Below are 17,906 nucleotides of genomic sequence, written 5' to 3'. Positions count from 1 at the left end.
CAACCTGCTCAGCCCCGGGACAGCCGGGGTTGAGCACGGAGCGAACGATGATCGACATCAATGTCACAGAACCTCCCTTTGCGCTGCTGGATGATGCCGGACGCGAGCGTATTCGCGCAGGGCTTGATCTGGCGTACTACGCGCGGGATGAAGTGATTCTCGAGGCTGGACAGGCCGGCGAGTTCGTCTTTGTGATTCACAAGGGCGAAGTCGCCGAACTGGACATGAACGAGTCCTCCACCGGGGGACGTATCGGCCACTACACCAGTGGCGATCTGTTTGGCGCGATCAGCGTCATCAACGGCCAGAGCCGCTATCGTTTTGTCGCCGAACAGGAAACCCTGTGCTACCTGATGCCCAGGGCGTTGTTCCTCTCGCTGTGCGAACAGTCCGAGGACTTCTCCGATTACTTTCACCAGCGTCTGGTCAGCAAGACGCGGCTGCTGGCGGAGCGGCGTTCCGATGGCGGCGTGACGCTGGCCGGTTTCATGCTGGCCAAGGTGCATGAATGCATGCGGCCACCCCTGCTGGTGGACCCGTCCATCAGTATTCGTCAGGCGGTGCTCACGCTGAAGGAGAAGGGCGCCGACAGTCTGTTGGTGGATACCGCGGAAGGCCCCGGAATGCTGACCAAGACCGACCTGCTCGATGCGCTGGTGATGCAGGAGCGGGGAGGGGGCGATGCCCTGGAAGGTATCGCTGGCCTGGCACTGGTGAGCGTCACCAGGGACCAGTACCTGTTCGAAGCGCTGATCGAGATGACCCGCCACAAGGTGGCCAGGGTGGTGGTCTATCACGAAGGCGCGCTGGAAGGCGTGGTCGAGTTGACCGATGTGCTGAGCTATTTCTCCAGTCGCAGCTATGTGGTCAGTCTTCAGGTGGAGCAGGCTGACAGCCTGGCGGAACTGAACGAGGCCAGCCAGCGCACGCCTGAGCTGATCGATGCACTGATGGCGCAGGGAATTCGCATGCGCTTTGCCATGGGCATGCTGTCAGCGCTTAACGGTCGCATTATTGGCAAGGCATGGCAGTTTTCGATGCCCGCCCCTCAGCGCGACCGGGTCTGTCTTGTCGTGCTGGGAAGTGAGGGCAGGGGCGAACAGATCCTCAAGACGGATCAGGACAACGCGCTGATTCTCCCGGACGACCTCGAGTGGCCGGACCTGGCCGCGGACAGTCGTCGTTTTACCGAGGTGCTGATGGACCTGGGCTATCCGCGCTGCCCAGGCAATATCATGGTGTCCAATCCCCAATGGACAGGAACGCTGGAGCAGTGGCGCGGGCGTATTCGGCGATGGGTCGCGGAACCGGATGGCAATAGCTTGATGAGCCTGGCGATTCTGGTGGATGTCGCTGGCGTGGCAGGTGACATGGCGTTGGTGGACCGCCTGCGTGATGTGTTGATCGAGGAGACCAGGGGCAACGCGCTGTTGCTGACCCATCTGGCCCGCGCGGTACTGCGGTTCTCTACGCCATTGACGCTGTTCGGCTCGCTCAAGAAGCCCGCACACGGCATCGACATCAAGAAAGGGGGCATCTTCCCGATCGTTCATGGGGTTCGCACCATGGCGCTGGATGCTGGTCTGCGCGAGACCTCGACCCACGATCGCCTGTCCGCTCTGGCTAGGCTCGGTCGCCTCGATGCAGAGGTGGCGGAAGACCTCGGTGAGGCGCTGTCACTATTCAGTGAGCTGAGGCTCAAGGCCCAGCTCAGGTGCCAGCGCGATGATCTCCTGGCCAGCGACAACGTGGTGGTGCAGTCCCTCAACTCCCTGGAGCGTGACCTGTTGCGGGAGGCACTTCATCTAGTGAAGGAGTTCAAGGGCAGTCTGTCCCATCGTTATCACCTGGAGTATGCATGAGCGTCGAGGCATCGCCTCAGGGAAAACTGACCTGGCGTCAGTGGTTTCGTTTAGGAGAGTACCCCATGCTGCGAGCGATCAGACGTGCGGCCGACCGCCGTCGTCAAGCCGATGGCGATTTTGCCTGGCTGTTCAATCCCTACACCGGTGATGAGTTGGTGTCCATCGACTGCGAGACCACCGGCCTGGATACGCGTCGCGCCGAACTGGTGTCGATTGCGGCAGTGCGGATCCACGATGGGCGCGTGTTGACCAGCGAGTCGCTTGATCTGCGGCTGGAGCCCCCGGCCAGCCTGGATGGTGATTCCATCAAGATTCACCGCCTGCGTGGGGTCGATCTTGAGGGTGGGATGCCGGTGCGTGATGCCCTCGAGACGCTGCTGGAATTCATCGGCAACCGTCCGCTGGTGGGGTGGTGCATCGACTTTGACCTGGCCATGCTCGATCGCTATCTCAAGGCGGAGTTTGGCTTCTCGTTGCCTAACGCCACCATCGATGTGGCGCAGCAGTACCGCAAGCGGATGCGGCGCAGCCACCCCGAACTTGAGCTGCAGCCGACTTTCGAACAATTGGCAGAGCGCCTGGGAGTGCCGATCATGGGACGGCATACCGCATTGGGTGATGCCGTCACTACGGCACTGATGCATTTGCGGCTGGACGCCGACGCGCTGGCCGAGTCGTCTCGATGATGCCATCCACGCCGCTGTCACCACGCGTGACCTGGGACGAGCGGCGTGTCAGGTGCCGTAACAGTCACCGTAATGGGGAGATCTTTGCATGAGCCTTCATGGTCTGATGATGTTGCTTGAGCCGACGTTGCTATCGCTTGGCCTGTTGGCTGTGATGGTGGCTTACTGCCAGTACTATCGCCGCACCCGTGACCTGTGGGGGATGGTCAAGTTCTGGGAGAAGCGTCTGACGCTGACGGTGAGTGAGCACGCCTGGCAACGCTTCGGCATCTTGCTGCTGTTGCTTGGTGTGGTGGCGCGCTATCTGCTGGCACTACAAGTCGTCTAGCCACAGGTCGTCTTGTCACAGGGCGGCTAATCAAAAGCACCTTGGCCCAGGACATGCGGTTGTGAACCAGCGTAATCGCAGGGGTGAGTGGTTGCTGACTTCTTCGCCTGTGGCGGACGTGAGTGATAGACTAGCGGGTCTTCATTTTCAGCCGTGATGTGCCCTGCCCATGTCTGCTCAGCCCGCTTCCGCCTCCCTGTTTGATCCCCGTGTCCTCGACCGTCGTGATGCCGCGTCCCCGGCAGCTGACGACGAGCGCGCCCAGGCCAAGGCCAAGCGCGAGTTCAACAAGCTGCAGAAGCGTCTGCGGCGTCAGACCGGCAACGCCATCATCGATTACGGCATGATTCAGGAAGGCGACAAGGTCATGGTATGCCTGTCCGGCGGCAAGGACAGCTACACCATGCTCGAGATTCTCCGCAGCCTGCAGCGCAATGCGCCGGTGAACTTCTCCCTGGTGGCGGTCAACCTCGACCAAAAGCAGCCCGGCTTTCCCGAGCACGTGCTACCGGACTACCTGGACAGCATTGGCGTGGACTACCACATCCTCGAGCGTGACACCTACTCGGTGGTGAAGGAAAAGACCCCCGAGGGCAAGACCACCTGCGCGCTGTGCTCGCGACTGCGCCGAGGGTCGCTGTACGGTTTTGCGGAAGAGATCGGTGCGACCAAGATTGCCCTGGGACACCACCGCGAGGATATTCTCGAGACGCTGTTCCTCAACATGTTCTTCGGGGGAAGTCTCAAGGCCATGCCGCCCAAGCTGCTGTCCGATGATGGCAAGAACATTGTCATCCGGCCGCTGGCGTACTGCCGCGAGGCGGACATCCAGGCCTACAGCGATGCCATGGCCTTTCCGATCATTCCCTGCAACCTCTGCGGTTCGCAGCCCAACCTGCAGCGCCAGGTGGTGAAGGAAATGCTGGCAGAGTGGGAGGCCAAGCACCCAGGGCGCCTGGAGAGCATGTTCAAGGCCGTGACCAACGTGGCACCCTCGCAGCTGGCGGACCGGGAGCTGTTCGACTTTGAAGGTCTGGAGGCCGTGCAGGCGCATCGCCAGGCTCGGCGTATTGATATCGTTGACGCCGACTAAGCTCGCCTGAACAAGCCCAGCTGAAGAGCCCCTGCTGAACATGCCTTGCTGAAAAGGCACTGCTGAAGCGCGAAGCGAGCTAGGGCTACATCACGCAGTGGCCCTCTTCAATGTCTGAACGCTCGTCCCGATAAGATAGCAAGAGGCCGCATCCTGGGATGCGGCCTCTTTTGTTGATGGAGTCGGTATATCGTCGCCCTACCTAGGGGGGCTGGGCTCGTGGCGTGGCACGACGTCTATCGGTCGCTGTCGGCCGCAGGCCCTGTCAGCGCCGCGGATCAGCTGGCGTCGGTGTCAGCCAGGTTCGACAGTGAGGCGAGGTCCAGGATATTGACCTCCCGTCCAGAGACGGCCACCAGGTCCTGCTGTTGAAAGCGCCCCAGAATGCGGCTGACCGTTTCGACGGCTAGTCCCAGGTGGTTGCCGATATCTGCCCGGGACATGGACAGGCGGAAGCTGAACGGCGAGTAGCCGCGGCGGCGGAAACGGTCCGACAGTCCGAGGAAGAAGCAGGCCAGTCGTTGGTCAGCGGTCTTGCGCGACAGCAGCTGCATCATGCGGCGATCCTCGCGCAGCTCCTTGCTGAGGGTGCGGAACAGTTGCGCGCGTAGTTCCGGCAGCGTTTGGGTCAGGGCGTCAAGGCGATCGAAGGGAATCTCACATACGGTCGTGGTCTCGAGTGCCACCACGCTGCCGGGGTATCTGCCGTCGTCGATGCCGTCCAGGCCGACCAGTTCACTGGGCAAGAAGAAGTTGGTCAGCTGCGCTTCGCCACTACCTTCGGTGGTGATCTGCTTGAGGCTACCGGAGCGAACCGCGAAGACGCTCGTGAAGCGATCTCCCTGCTCGACCAGGCGAGTGCCCTTCTTGATCGGAGGATGACGGCGGATAATGGAATCGAAGCGCTCGAGGTCAGCGGTCTCCAGCGACAACGGAAGGCACAGGGAGCTCAAGCTGCAGGACTCGCAACGAGTCTCGTGTAGCATGGGGCGCCGTCGATCTTGGGCCGATGGACTCATTCGCAGCTCCTGTGGGTCTGGGGTTTATGATGAGCAAAGCATGTAGGAAACTGGCTTTCCCTTGCTGCATGCTATTGTCGCTATTCTACACACAGATATTAGGCCAAAGGAGCATATACCTCTTTTGCCTCAATAATCTGGCGGCGATATGATAATCGTCAATTTCCTACAATTTGTAGGATATTCCACACAGCTAAACCGACAATCATGCCCGCTGCCATAAATCGTGTGGCAGGGTGTGCCAGCAAACTCTGCAGCTGACGCGCAGCAATCCCTGTTGTCACCAGTGCCGGTAGCGTCCCCAGGCCAAAGCAGAGCATGAGTAGTGCTCCACGGGCAGGGTCTGCGATGGCCATGCTCCATGCCAGCATGGAATACACCAGGCCACAGGGCAGCCAGCCCCAGATGGCCCCGAGTGCAACCGCCTGAGGTAGCTTGACCACTGGCAACAGGCGACGTCCTGCTGGCTCCAGGTACCTCCACAGGCGCTGGCCCAATGCCTCCAGCCAGCGTAGCCCTTTCCACAGGTTGGCAATGTAAAGCGCCATCGTGATCAGCATCAGGCTGGCAACCACCTGCAGCAGGTCCCGCATGCCCGGTGCCAGCGCCACCACAGAGCCTAGGCTTGCGACCATAGCGCCTGCCAGGCAGTAGCTGAACAGACGTCCCGAGTTGTAGCCAAGTAGTAAAATTCCTACACGAACAGGGTGGCGCATGCTCGGGGGAATGGCAAAGGTCAGGGCGCTCATTATACCGCCGCACATGCCGATGCAATGTGCTCCGCCAAGCAGCCCGAAGACAAAAGCCGCCATCGCGGGCGGCAGGTCTAGACCTACTGGGTTCATGCGTTCTGCTCAGGATCCAGGGGGTGGCGTGGAATCATGTTCGTCGGCTGTTGTGTCATCGACCGGTGTCTCTTTTGCCGGCTTTCTGGATGGGTTCGATGTCGGCGGGTCTTCGTCCTCGAACAGGATGCGATAGGCAGGACCCTCCAGATCGTCGAATTGATCGTTGCGGACCGCCCAGAAAAACGCCCATACCGCCAGACTCAACAGGATCAGCGACAGCGGTATCAACAGATAGAGAATGTTCATTGAGCATGCGCCGCTACGGCAAGACGTGAGGGTGATGGCGGCGCCGCGCGTCTCAGGCGAAGGGCATTGCCTATGACCAGCAGCGAGCTGATCGACATGCCGATGGCGGCGAGCCACGGAGGCACGAAGCCCAACGCGGCGGCGGGCAGCGCGACGACGTTGTAGAGCACTGACCAGGCGAGGTTCTGGCGAATGATGCGGCGCGTCTGGCGTGCGCTATGGATAGCCTGGACGATACGCTCCAGCGGCTCGCCGAGCAAGATCAGGTCGGCGCGAGTGCGTGTCAGGTCACTGGCGCCAGCAACGGCAATGGCGAGATCCGCCCCGGCCAGAACGGGCACATCGTTGATGCCATCTCCCACCATGGCAACGACCTCTCCCGCTTGCTGACGCTTGCGGACCAATGTGAGCTTGTCCTCGGGACTGGCGTTGCCGTGCCACTGCGCTACCCCCAGCTGATCGGCCAGGGGCTGAACGTTGCCGGGGCGATCGCCGGACAGGATCTCGATCTCGATACCCGCTTCGCGGATAGCCGCAAGGGTCATGGCGGCGTCTGTGCGGGGCTGGTCGTGTAGCTGGAACCAGGCGACAGCCTGCCCCTCGCATGCCAGCAGCAGCCACAGGCCGTCGCCTGGTATGTCGAGGGGGGGCTGGCTGGCCAGGGCAAAGTCCGGGCGTCCAAGGCGCCAACACTGCCCAGCCACGTAACCTTCCACGCCCTGACCGGGGACGTTGCGAATGTCGCTGGCCGTGACTCGGGCGTCGCGCCAGGGCCGGAAGGCATGGGCGACCGGGTGCTCCGAGCCGACTTCCAACGCAGCGGCCAGCTGACGAGGGTCGATGTCTGCAAGGCAGTCTGCCGTGAGGCGTCGGTGCTCGGCCAGGCGCAGCTGACCTCGAGTCAAGGTGCCGGTCTTGTCAAAGATGATGCGGTCGAGGCGGGCCAGGGTTTCCAGCGCATCGGCGCGAGCGACCAGCACGCCGGCGCGACGCAGACGCCCGTGGGCGACGGTCAAGGCGGTAGGCGTGGCCAGTGCCAAGGCGCAGGGACAGGTGACGACAAGTACCGACAGAGTGACCCACAGGCTGCGACTGGGGTCGATCCACCACCAGGCCATGGCGACCAGGGTGGTGATGATCAGCAGATTCAGGACAAAGCGGTGAGACACCTGCTCTGCCACCTTGGCGATACGCGGGCGATGGGCAAAGGCTCGGTCGGTAAGGTCAAGGATGCCAGCTGCGCGGGTCGCGTCCCCGACACGCAGGACGTCGAGCTCCACCGGGCTGTCGATGCACAGCGTGCCAGCGTGAACGATATCGCCCTGTCGTCGTAGTGAGGGCAGCGACTCACCGGTCAGCAGCGACTCGTCGATCTGTGCCACGCCTGATGTCAGGACGCCGTCAGCCGGAATCAGTGAGCCAGGACTGACGCGCACGCGATCACCCGGTTCGAGCTTGCTGGCGGGAATGACCCGTTCGTCGCCATTGGCCTCGACGCGCACTGCAGCGCTGGGCAAGGCGCTGGCCAGAACGTTGCCCTGGCGCCCGTAGTGGGCGCGGGCGCGGGATTCCAGGTAGCGACCGAACAGCAGGAAGAAGGTGAACATGCTGACCGAATCGAAGTAGCGATCTCCCGATTGGCTGACCACCGACCAGCAGCTCGCCAGGTAGGCGCCACCGATGGCCAGGGAGACGGGAACATCCATGCCGAGTATGCGCGAGCGTACGTCCCGCAAGGCGCCCAGGAAGAACGGTTGAGCGGCATACAGCACGACAGGCGTCGTCAGCGCCAGTGATAGCCAGGCAAACAGCTGGTCGAAATCGGCGCTGAGGTCCCCGCTGTCGACGTAGTGGGGGATCGAGAACATCAGCACCTGCATCATGCCTACCGCTGCCACTATCAAGCGGCGAACCATCTGGCGCGACTGGTGCTTGAGGCGCAGTTGAGCCTGGTCGGGTTCGTAGGGTTGCGAGGGGTAACCGATGGCCGCCATCTCGGCAAGAATGCGTGACAGCGTCAGCTGGCTCGGGTCCCAGCTCACCTGCAGGCGATGTTGCGACAGATTGACGGCGCTGCTGGCCAGACCATCGAGAGCGTTCAGGCGATGCTCGATCAACCAGGCGCAGGCGGCGCAGGTGATGCCGTCCACCGCCAGGGTGGCGACCTGATGCCCGTCGCGCTGGCGCACGAATCGGGCTTGCAGGCCGGGGTCATCGAAGACCTGGTAGCGTTCGGCGTCCGCGGGCGTGGCCGAGGGACGCTCAGGCATGGCGGTGCGAAAGCGGTAGTAGCTATCGAGGCCACCGTCGACAATGGCGTGAGCCACGGCTTCGCATCCGGGACAGCACAGGGGGTGCGCTTGCTGATCGATGGTGATCGACCAGGGGGCTCCTGCTTCCACCGTGGCGCCGCAGTGGTAGCAGGACCGCGGAGTATCGGTAGCCGGCATCACAGACCTGGCGTCAGGTGAATGGTGCCGTCTCGCGGGAATTCGGCCTCGCCGGTCAAGCGCCATGCAGCATCATCGCCGCTGCCGTCCTCGATCCATGGCTGGAGCTGCAGGTACCAGCGGTAGCGAAGGTTGCGCTCCAGGGTGCCAACATATTGCCCACTACGGGTATGGCTCAGGGTCAGCAGGCGGTCGCGATCCCCATCGGTGGGAAACTTCAGCTCCAGCTGCAGGCGCTCGGGGCGCTCTTCGCCGAGCAGCTGGACGACCACGTCCCCGGTGGTGGCATCGATCCGCAGATCGGCTGCCAGCCCAAGGGCTTCGGCGCGCTGCTGCTTTTCCAGCTGAACATTGATCGCCAGCCCCTCCTTGTAATAGTCGTCCGGTACCGAGCCATCGAAATAGCGGATCGACAGCGCCAGGTAGACCATGCTGAAGGTGACCGACGACAGCAGCAAAGCAATCAGAAACCAGGGCCAGAACTGCTTGTACCAGGGCGGCACCTGGGGATCGGACGAAGACATCAGGGGGTGACTCCTATGAATCGACTTTCGCGTTCCACCGCGACCGAGGGATCGTCTTCAGCGTGCAGGCGGACGCTGATGTCGGCGCTACGCTGTTCCATCAAAGCAGGATTTACGCTCAGCGTCATCACCAGCTGCCGGGACGCGTTGGCGGGTACCTCGAGTGACTCGGTATCGCTCTGCAGGCCCTCGATGCCGGTGACTTCGATCAGATAGCGGTGTGCCTGATTGTCGAGATTGCGCACGGTGATGGCGTACGAGTTGGCGATACGCCCATCGCTCAGCGTCTGAAACAGCCGCGCCCGATCGCGCTCGACGTCGACGTCCAGCGGGGTGCGGTCGGCCAGGGTCGAGATAAACAGCCCGATCATCACCAGCAACGCCACCAGGTAGCCGATCAGGCGTGGCCTGAGCAAATGGGTCTTGTTGCCGTCAAGGGCATGCTCGGTGGTGTAGCGAACCAGACCCCGAGGGTAGCCCATCTTGTCCATGACGCTGTCGCAGGCATCAATGCAGGCGGCGCAGGTGATGCACTGATACTGCAAGCCATCGCGAATGTCGATGCCGGTAGGGCAGACCTGGACGCAGAGTTCGCAGTCAATGCAGTGGCCGAGTCCCTGCTCGGTGGGGTCGGCACTGCGCTTGCGGGGGCCACGGGGCTCACCTCGATGATAATCGTAGGAGACGATCAGCGTATCGCGATCGAACATCACCGACTGGAAGCGGGCATAAGGACACATGTACAGACACACTTGCTCCCGTAGCCAGCCAGCGTTGAGGTAGGTGAAGACAATGAAGAAGCCGACCCAGAAGTAGGACCAGCCGTTGGCTGACAGGGTGGCCAGGTCGACGACCAGGCCCTCGATGGGCGTAAAGTAGCCGACAAAGGTGATGCCGGTGGCGGCAGCGATGATCAGCCAGATCGCGTGCTTGGCACTCTTGCGCAGGAGCTTATCGGCATCAAGGGCGCGCTTGTCCAGCTTGATGCGGCGGTTGCGTGGCCCCTCGACACGATGCTCGACCCAGATGAACAGAAACGTCCAGACGCTCTGGGGGCAGGTGTAGCCACACCATACCCGGCCGGCAAACACCGTGATGAAGAACAGGCCAAAGGCGCAGATGATCAAGAGCCAGGACAGCAGCACGAACTCCTGAGGGTAGAAGGTCGCCGCAAAGATGTGGAATTCGCGACCCGGCAGGTCAAACCAGACCGCGGGACGGTCTCCCCATGGCACCCAAGGCAACAGCAGAAATCCCAGCATCAGCGCCCAGTTGGCAGCACGCCGGGCCCGTTGAAAGACGCCCTTCATCTCGCGTACGTAAATATGACGGCGGCTCTCGTACATGCTGTGTGACGAGGGGTCTTCGGGTGTGTGATGGGATACCGCGCTGTCGGTCACATCGTGGGTGGGTATCTTGTCGCTCATGGCAGGCTCGCATCGCTGACCGATCATTCGTCGTTGTGACGACGGTCAGTCTAGCGATCGTCAGGTAGGTGAGAGGCCAGTGCGGCGCTTGGCCGCACTGGATACGGGGGTGGCCCCCTCTTGTGGATTACTGCGCAGGCTGGCTCAGGCTGTAGACGTAGGCCGCCACCAGATGCACGCGCTCCTCGCCGATGTAAGCGGCCTGGGCAGGCATATGGCCATTGCGGCCGTTACGCAGCGTCTGGCGAATCGAGTCGGCCAGGCTCTGTCCCGGTGCCTGGTACAACCAGGTCTCGTCGGTCAGGTTGGGAGCTCCCAGCGCCTGGTTGCCGGTACCGTCAGGCGAGTGACACGCCGCACACACCGATCCGAACACCGCGCCCCCCTTGTCTGCGCGCTCGGCATCTTCGGCCTGACCGGACAGCGACAGCACATGCTGAGTCAGGTTCTCGATGTTGTCGGCGCCGAGTTGCTGCCACGAGGGCATCAGTCCGTTCCGACCGTTCTCAATGGTGGCGACAATGTGCTCGGGCTCGCCCCCGTACAGCCAGTCCGTGTCAGTCAGGTTGGGGAATCCGTAGCCGCCCTTGGCATTCGAGCCGTGGCAGATCGCGCAGTTGTTGAGGAAGATACGCTCGGCAATCTGCATGGCCTCGGCATCCTTGATCAACTCCGGCACCGGGATTTCCTGATACTTCTCGAAGATTGGTGTGAAGCGCTGTTCGGCCTGGGCCACTTCTTTCTCCCACTGGCCTTCCTGACTCCAGCCCAGCACGCCGGCGAAATTGCCCAGGCCCGGATAAAGCACCAGGTAGCCAAGTGAAAAGATCACGGTGGCAACGTAGAGCTGGAACCACCAACGTGGCAGCGGGTTATCGTATTCCGCAATGCCGTCGGCGGTATGGCCAGTGGTCTCGACAGTACCGTCTGCATCAGGGCGCTTGTCGGTCTTGCGATTGGCCCACAGCAGCCAGAAGGCGAAGCCAATCGTGCCGAGCGTGATGACGATGATCCAGGCGCTCCAGAAGCCTGAGAGGGCATCACCCCAGAGTGTATTCATGTGTTCTTTTCTCCCCTGTCCTTTCGGGAATCGGCCTGTTGCTCGGCCATGCGGTCACGGTTCGGTTGCTCGTCGTCATCCGCGAACGGCAGGTTGGCTGCCTGTTCGAACTCGCGCTTGCGACGGCTGGAATACGCCCAGGCCACCAGGCCCAGAAAGGCGACCAGCAGAATGCCGGTGAGAATGCCGCGAAAGGTTCCGATATCCATGGTTACGGGCTCTTTGCCGAGTTGGGCAGTACGGTGCCAAGCTGCTGCAGGTAGGCCACCAGCGCGGTGATCTCCCGTTCGCCGCGAACATCGCTGGTCGCGCTGGCGATCTGTTCGTCGGTATAGGGCACGCCCAGGGTCTGGAGGGTGCGCATCTTGGCTGGGGTGTCCTCACCGTCCAGAGTGTTCTCGAACAGCCAGGGATACGCCGGCATGATCGACTCAGGCACCACGTCACGCGGGTTGTACAGGTGCGCGCGGTGCCAGTCGTCGCTGTAGCGACCGCCGACGCGGGCAAGATCTGGACCGGTTCGCTTGGAGCCCCACATGAAGTTGTGCTCGTAGACGGATTCGCCTGCCACGCTGTAGTGGCCGTAGCGTTCGGTTTCCGCTCGGAAGGGACGAATCATCTGCGAGTGGCAGCCGACGCAGCCTTCCCGGCGATAGATGTCACGGCCCTCGAGTTGCAGCGCCGTCAGTGGCTTGAGGCCATCCACCGGCTCGGTCGTCTGCTTCTGGAAGAACAGCGGCACGATCTCGGCCAGGCCGCCAAAGCTGATCACCACCAGCACCAGCACCGCCATCAGGCCGACGTTCTTTTCTATGATCTCGTGTCTCATGTCAGTCTCGGTCCTTCATTGACTCAGGCGGTCTGTGGCAGGGGAGCACCGCTCTTGGCGGAACCCTTGACGGTCATCGCGACATTGACGGCCATGATCAGCATGCCGGTCACCCAGAACAGACCGCCGATCAGGCGCACGATGTAGCCGGGGCCGCTGGCCTCCACGGTCTCGACGAAGGTGTACATCAGCGTGCCGTCGGCATTGATGGCGCGCCACATCAGGCCCTGCAGGATGCCGTTGACCCACATGGCGGCGATGTACAGCACGGTGCCGATGGTGGCCAGCCAGAAGTGCACTGCCACCAGCTTGACCGAGTACATCTCGCTCTGACCAAACAGGCGGGGGATCAGGTGATACATCGAGCCGATGGTGATCATTGCCACCCAGCCCAGCGCTCCTGCGTGGACGTGGCCAATGGTCCAGTCGGTGTAGTGAGACAGGGCATTGACGGTCTTCACCGCCATCATCGGCCCTTCGAAGGTCGACATGCCGTAGAAGGACAGGGCGACCACCAGGAAGCGCAGCGTCGGATCGGTACGCAACTTATGCCAGGCGCCCGACAGGGTCATCATGCCGTTGATCATGCCGCCCCAGGAGGGGGCCAGCAGGATGATGGACATGACCATGCCCAGGGATTGGGCCCAGTTAGGCAGCGCGGTGTAGTGCAGGTGGTGCGGGCCGGCCCACATATACACCATGATCAATGCCCAGAAATGGACGATGGACAGACGGTAGGAATAGACCGGGCGCTCGGCTTGCTTGGGCACAAAGTAATACATCATTCCCAGGAAGCCGGCGGTCAGGAAGAAGCCCACCGCGTTGTGGCCATACCACCACTGCACCATGGCATCGATGGCCCCGGAGTAGAGGGAGATGGAGTAGGTGGCGGTGACGGGAATGGCCGCGCTGTTGACGATGTGCAGCACCGCCACCGTCAGGATGAAGGCGGCGAAGAACCAGTTGGCCACGTAGATATGCGAGGTTTTTCGAATCTTGACCGTGCCGAGGAAAACGATGGCATAGGACACCCAGACGACGGCGAGCAGAATGTCGATGGGCCATTCCAGCTCGGCGTATTCCTTGACCTCGGTGAGGCCCAGGGGCAGGGTGGCGACGGCGCAGAGGATGACGGCCTGGTAGCCCCAGAACGTAAAGGCAGCCAGCTTGTCGCTGATCAGCCTTACCTGACACGTGCGTTGGACCACATAATAGGAGGTCGCGAACAGCGCGGATCCGCCGAAGGCAAAGATGACTGCGTTGGTGTGCAGGGGGCGAAGCCGACCAAAGCTTGTCCAGGGCAAGCCAAGGTTGAGTTCCGGCCAGACCAGTTGGGCAGCAAGTATGACACCGAGGGCCATGCCCACGATGCCCCATACCACCGTCATGATCGAGAACTGCCGGACCACCTTGTAGTTGTAGGTCGGATGTTCAAATGCTGTGCTCATGATCAGGTTCCCATCGATCGCGTAAAGGGGACGATCCCCCGGCCATAGTGCCTACCCAGCGGCAGTCTCAGAATGATGCAGATCAACAACCATTCAGAATTCTAGACCAGCACGGCTAGGGCTGGCACTTAGCCACTGGTGGCAGTGAACTTTGGAAATTTGTCCATGTCTGAAAATTTTTTATCCGACATTTTTGGTCAGGAATTGCGCCGGCAAAGCCCGTTTCACGGAGAACAGTACGGGCAATGGGAGGGCATTGGACCCTGCATCCTGGCGGGCCCTGCCAGTGACGACCTACTCCTTTTGACGCATGGCGCAGGCGCTGGGCACGATTCACCCTTTCTGGTCGCCTGGCGCAAGGCGCTGGCCGACGCCGGTGTGGCCACCTTGTCAGTGGAATTCGCCTACATGCGCCAGATGAAGGCGCTTGGGCGCCGGCGCCCGCCGCCCAAGGTCGATGTTCTGGTCGATGAGCTGCGCACCTGGCGTGACGTTTTGTCGCATAGCGTGCCTGGCCGCCTATGGTTGGGGGGCAAGTCCATGGGTGGGCGTGTGGCGACCCTGCTGGCGGCCGAGGAGACGGCACCTGGAGTGGTGGTAGCGGGTTATCCCTTTCACCCCCAGGGCAAGCCCGAACGACTTCGCCTGGCGCACTGGCCTCGCCTCAAGTGTCCAACGCTGGTGCTGCAGGGCACCCGAGATCCGTTTGGCACCCTCGAGCAAGTGCAAGGCTATGATTTGCCCGAGGTGGCCACCGTCGAATGGCTGGAGGACGGTGATCACGACTGGCTGACCCGGCGTGCCAGCGGCGTGACACGAGACGAACTGATGCAGCGCGCGGCAAAATGCACAGCAACGTTGATGCAGGTGAATTGAGGCCGCTACGGTCAGGGGGATGGGTCTCGCCATTTTTTTTACGGCTGTTTTGGCTCGTTGCGGAGGGCCGCTGAATCTCGTGAGCCCTTGTGCCGCCTGCGTTTCCGCCCAAGTCGATGAATGCACGGGCAAAATAGGCGACAAAAAAAACGAGAAAGATGGTTTGGCCGCGTTGACATCCCCCCGATGTTCTGTAGAATGCAGCGCCACGTGACCAGGGGTGGTTAGCTCAGTTGGGAGAGCACCAGCCTTACAAGCTGGGGGTCACAGGTTCGAACCCTGTACCACCCACCATCACCTTGGTGATGGCTGGACACGTAGAGTTGTAGACGTTGGACCGGTAGTTCAGTTGGTTAGAATGCCGGCCTGTCACGCCGGAGGTCGCGGGTTCGAGTCCCGTCCGGTCCGCCAACGTCACTTCTCGAATCGTCATCAATGTGGACCGGTAGTTCAGTTGGTTAGAATGCCGGCCTGTCACGCCGGAGGTCGCGGGTTCGAGTCCCGTCCGGTCCGCCACGATGACACGCCAAAGTCGATGAGCTCCAGGAAACTTGAGGCATCGCACCGTGTGAAATGATGTGGGTGATTAGCTCAGTTGGTTAGAGCACCAGCCTCACATGCTGGGGGTCACTGGTTCGAATCCGGTATCACCCACCACGCGGACCGGTAGTTCAGTTGGTTAGAATGCCGGCCTGTCACGCCGGAGGTCGCGGGTTCGAGTCCCGTCCGGTCCGCCATTTCGCTCGACCCAGCACACGCTGGAAAAAAGTCCGGTCACGTTGCCGGCAGTTATTCCGAAAAGCCCCGCTGCTTCTGCAGCGGGGCTTTTCTCGTTATGGGTCTCCTCAAGGCGTTTACACCACACTGACGCTATGGGCTAGCCCATGGCGCTGGCGGGGTTCGCATCGTGTCGCTGCTTTTTGCCTTTCTGGGGTGGCGAGGATTGACTCGCTATCATACAGTTGTTTGAAAATAGCCGTAGACTGGCTGCCCTGATGCAGTGCCAGCTCCGGACCTCACGACAACAAGATTGCAGCCAAGGCTGCCAAGGACCGTGCCGTGACCGCCTATCCCCACCTGTTGGCCCCACTGAGACTGGGGCACCTGGAATTGCCCAATCGCGTGTTGATGGGCTCCATGCATACCAATCTGGAAGAGGCGCCGCAGGGGTTTTCCCGTCTGGCCGCCTTTTACGCCGAACGTGCTCGCGAAGGCGTGGCGCTGATCGTGACCGGTGGCATTGCACCGAATGCGGAGGGCGCCGTTTTTCAGGGGGCGTCGCAGTTGACCTCGGCTGAGCAGCTCGATGATCACCGCGGTGTTGTCGAGGCGGTACATGCACAGGGGGGCCGCATCTGCATGCAGATTCTGCATGCGGGGCGCTACGCGTATTCACCGGAGTTGGTAGCCCCTTCGGCGCTGCAGGCTCCCATCAACCCCTTCCAGCCGCGAGCGCTCAGTGACGATGAGGTCGAGCAGCAGATCGAGGACTACGTGCGCTGCGCGCGTCTGGCGCAGCAGGCAGGCTATGACGGCGTCGAGATCATGGGCTCCGAGGGCTACCTGATCAATCAGTTCATTTGCCGCCGAACCAATGTGCGCGAGGATCGCTGGGGGGGCAGCTTCGACAATCGCTGTCGCTTCCCGCTGGAGATTCTGCGCCGCGTCCGTGCGGCGGTGGGAGAGCGTTTCCTGTTGATCTACCGACTGTCGATGATCGACCTTGTGGAGGACGGAAGTACCTACGACGAGGTCATTGCGCTGGGCCAGGCGGTTGAGGCGGCCGGTGCCAACGTGATCAACACCGGCATCGGTTGGCATGAAGCGCGAGTCCCGACCATCGTGACCAGCGTCCCGCGAGCCGCTTTCACCGAGGTGTCGCGACGCATGAAAGACGCCGTCTCGATCCCGTTGATCACCACCAATCGCATCAACATGCCGGATGTGGCCGAGCGGGTGCTGCGCGACGGACATGCTGACATGGTGTCCATGGCGCGTCCGCTGCTGGCGGATTCGGCATGGGTGAGCAAGGCGAGGGAGGGGCGTGCTGCCGAGATCAATACCTGTATCGCCTGTAACCAGGCCTGTCTCGACCATACGTTCCAGGGCAAGCTGACGTCCTGTCTGGTCAATCCCCGCGCCTGTCATGAAACGGAGCTGACGCTTGAACCCGCTGACCAGCCAGTGTCCGTGGCGGTGGTGGGTGGTGGTCCTGCAGGGCTCGCCACGGCAGTCAGTGCCGCGCAGCGTGGGCACAGGGTTACCCTGTTCGAACGTCAGCCAATCCTGGGTGGGCAGTTCAATTTTGCGCGCCGCATTCCCGGCAAGGAAGAGTTTGACGAAACGCTGCGTTACTTCCAGGTGATGCTGGACAAGCTGGAAGTCGACGTCAGGCTCTCCTGCGAGGCGGGTGTCAACGATCTCCTGGCCTTCGATCGTGTGGTGCTGGCCAGCGGCGTCAGACCCAGACCGTTGGCGTTGCCCGGCAGTGATCATCCTAGTGTGATGAGTTACGCCGAGGCCATCGATGCTCCTCAGCGTGTCGGGCGCCGGGTGGCCATCATCGGCGCTGGCGGTATCGGTTTCGATGTGGCGGAGTTGCTGACCCATACGGCTCCTGGTGATGACCCGTTGCAGGATTGGTGCGACGAGTGGGGGGTGGATCTTGAGGTCAGCACGCCAGGGGGGCTGAAGCCGGCCCGCCGGCCGCAGTCGCCACGACAGGTCTACTTGCTTCAGCGCAAGACGTCCAAGCCGGGCAAGGGGTTGGGCACCACCTCAGGTTGGGTGCACCGGGCATCCCTTCGTCATCGAGGTGTGACCGCGATGGCTGGCTGCGAGTATCGGCATATCGATGATCAAGGGCTGCACCTGAGCGTCGAGGGCGAGCCGCGTGTGTTGGAGGTGGATACGGTCGTGGTGTGTGCCGGTCAAGAATCGGTGCGCGAACTCGTGGCGCCCCTCGAGGCGGCGGGTGTCGCTGTCTCCATCATCGGCGGTGCCGATGAGGCGGCCGAACTCGACGCCAAGCGTGCCATTGACCAGGGGGTGAGGTTGGCGGCGTCCTTCTAGAGCCGTCATTCTGGTGGCGTCGGGCCAGCCCATCAGGATCTGGCTCGCGCCCCAGGCAAGCGTGATGAAAATTACTTAAGAAGTGTGCCGTTGTGTGCAATTTTGGTGGCTGCGGCAAGATGGCGCGGTAGACAG

The 17,906-nt window shown here is 61.9% G+C and carries 16 protein-coding genes and 5 tRNA genes; 11 read left to right on the top strand and 10 right to left on the bottom strand.

The annotated features are described in order from the left end of the window. The first annotated feature begins 47 nt into the window (after nt 1-47). The 4 genes from JF545_RS08995 to ttcA all read left to right on the top strand — a co-directional run bounded on the left by JF545_RS08995 (nt 48) and on the right by ttcA (nt 3,972). Nucleotides 48-1,862 (top strand): DUF294 nucleotidyltransferase-like domain-containing protein, encoded by a 1,815-nt coding sequence (locus tag JF545_RS08995; RefSeq protein WP_206941408.1) that lies wholly within the window; start codon nt 48-50, stop codon nt 1,860-1,862. A gap of 65 nt (nt 1,863-1,927) precedes the next feature. Continuing rightward, nucleotides 1,928-2,551 carry a 3'-5' exonuclease gene (locus JF545_RS08990; protein WP_206941407.1) on the top strand — a complete coding sequence of 208 codons (624 nt, stop codon included), beginning with the start codon at nt 1,928-1,930 and terminating at the stop codon, nt 2,549-2,551. Between the two features lie 88 nt (nt 2,552-2,639). Next, on the top strand, nt 2,640-2,879 hold the full coding sequence (locus tag JF545_RS08985) for a hypothetical protein (protein ID WP_224851978.1): 240 nt from the start codon (nt 2,640-2,642) through the stop codon (nt 2,877-2,879). Between the two features lie 169 nt (nt 2,880-3,048). Continuing rightward, nucleotides 3,049-3,972, top strand: a complete 924-nt coding sequence (gene ttcA / locus JF545_RS08980) for a tRNA 2-thiocytidine(32) synthetase TtcA (protein WP_224851979.1) — start codon at nt 3,049-3,051, stop codon at nt 3,970-3,972. A 278-nt stretch (nt 3,973-4,250) separates the two neighbouring features. Here ttcA and fnr read toward each other — a convergent pair whose 3' ends face one another. The 10 genes from fnr to ccoN form a co-directional block, all read right to left on the bottom strand. Beyond that, nucleotides 4,251-4,991: a fumarate/nitrate reduction transcriptional regulator Fnr gene (fnr, locus tag JF545_RS08975; RefSeq protein WP_206941404.1), complete on the bottom strand. Its 741-nt coding sequence runs from the start codon at nt 4,989-4,991 to the stop codon at nt 4,251-4,253. 158 nt (nt 4,992-5,149) lie between these two features. Next, nucleotides 5,150-5,836, bottom strand: a complete 687-nt coding sequence (locus JF545_RS08970; RefSeq protein ID WP_206941402.1) for a sulfite exporter TauE/SafE family protein — start codon at nt 5,834-5,836, stop codon at nt 5,150-5,152. Between the two features lie 9 nt (nt 5,837-5,845). After that, a complete protein-coding gene (gene ccoS / locus JF545_RS08965) occupies nt 5,846-6,085 on the bottom strand; it encodes a cbb3-type cytochrome oxidase assembly protein CcoS (protein WP_206941400.1) in 240 nt (79 codons plus the stop codon). Further along, nucleotides 6,082-8,535, bottom strand: a complete 2,454-nt coding sequence (locus tag JF545_RS08960) for a heavy metal translocating P-type ATPase (protein ID WP_206941398.1) — start codon at nt 8,533-8,535, stop codon at nt 6,082-6,084. Before JF545_RS08960 ends, ccoS begins: the two co-directional genes overlap by 4 nt. After that, nucleotides 8,535-9,059, bottom strand: a complete 525-nt coding sequence (locus tag JF545_RS08955) for a FixH family protein (RefSeq protein ID WP_206941396.1) — start codon at nt 9,057-9,059, stop codon at nt 8,535-8,537. Before JF545_RS08955 ends, JF545_RS08960 begins: the two co-directional genes overlap by 1 nt. Then, nucleotides 9,059-10,486: a cytochrome c oxidase accessory protein CcoG gene (gene ccoG / locus JF545_RS08950; protein WP_242520755.1), complete on the bottom strand. Its 1,428-nt coding sequence runs from the start codon at nt 10,484-10,486 to the stop codon at nt 9,059-9,061. Before ccoG ends, JF545_RS08955 begins: the two co-directional genes overlap by 1 nt. 127 nt (nt 10,487-10,613) lie before the next feature. Beyond that, nucleotides 10,614-11,546, bottom strand: a complete 933-nt coding sequence (gene ccoP / locus JF545_RS08945; protein WP_206941394.1) for a cytochrome-c oxidase, cbb3-type subunit III — start codon at nt 11,544-11,546, stop codon at nt 10,614-10,616. Further along, nucleotides 11,543-11,755, bottom strand: coding sequence for a cbb3-type cytochrome oxidase subunit 3 (locus JF545_RS08940; protein ID WP_206941393.1), 213 nt, complete (start codon nt 11,753-11,755; stop codon nt 11,543-11,545). Before JF545_RS08940 ends, ccoP begins: the two co-directional genes overlap by 4 nt. A gap of 2 nt (nt 11,756-11,757) precedes the next feature. Continuing rightward, the gene (gene ccoO / locus JF545_RS08935; protein ID WP_206941392.1) at nt 11,758-12,375 is read right to left on the bottom strand and encodes a cytochrome-c oxidase, cbb3-type subunit II; all 618 of its coding nucleotides are present in this window, start codon (nt 12,373-12,375) and stop codon (nt 11,758-11,760) included. A 23-nt stretch (nt 12,376-12,398) separates the two neighbouring features. Further along, nucleotides 12,399-13,823 carry a cytochrome-c oxidase, cbb3-type subunit I gene (gene ccoN, locus JF545_RS08930; RefSeq protein WP_206941391.1) on the bottom strand — a complete coding sequence of 475 codons (1,425 nt, stop codon included), beginning with the start codon at nt 13,821-13,823 and terminating at the stop codon, nt 12,399-12,401. Nucleotides 13,824-13,988: 165 nt separating this feature from the next. Between ccoN and JF545_RS08925 the strand changes: the two genes are divergently transcribed. The 7 genes from JF545_RS08925 to JF545_RS08895 all read left to right on the top strand — a co-directional run bounded on the left by JF545_RS08925 (nt 13,989) and on the right by JF545_RS08895 (nt 17,771). Further along, nucleotides 13,989-14,699 (top strand): alpha/beta family hydrolase, encoded by a 711-nt coding sequence (locus tag JF545_RS08925; protein WP_206941390.1) that lies wholly within the window; start codon nt 13,989-13,991, stop codon nt 14,697-14,699. Between the two features lie 218 nt (nt 14,700-14,917). Continuing rightward, nucleotides 14,918-14,993 (top strand) — tRNA-Val (locus JF545_RS08920). Between the two features lie 40 nt (nt 14,994-15,033). Beyond that, nucleotides 15,034-15,110, top strand: a tRNA-Asp gene (locus JF545_RS08915). 28 nt (nt 15,111-15,138) lie between these two features. Beyond that, a tRNA-Asp gene (locus JF545_RS08910) sits at nt 15,139-15,215 on the top strand. 64 nt (nt 15,216-15,279) lie between these two features. Continuing rightward, nucleotides 15,280-15,356, top strand: a tRNA-Val gene (locus JF545_RS08905). Between the two features lie 3 nt (nt 15,357-15,359). After that, a tRNA-Asp gene (locus JF545_RS08900) sits at nt 15,360-15,436 on the top strand. A gap of 322 nt (nt 15,437-15,758) precedes the next feature. Further along, nucleotides 15,759-17,771: an NADPH-dependent 2,4-dienoyl-CoA reductase gene (locus JF545_RS08895; protein WP_206941389.1), complete on the top strand. Its 2,013-nt coding sequence runs from the start codon at nt 15,759-15,761 to the stop codon at nt 17,769-17,771. Nucleotides 17,772-17,906: the final 135 nt, after the last annotated feature.

Origin of the sequence: Halomonas litopenaei (assembly GCF_017303055.1) — a bacterium.
Lineage (GTDB): Bacteria > Pseudomonadota > Gammaproteobacteria > Pseudomonadales > Halomonadaceae > Halomonas > Halomonas litopenaei_A.
Note: the sequence above shows the minus strand (reverse complement) of the source record. Positions and strands in the feature narration are given on the sequence as shown.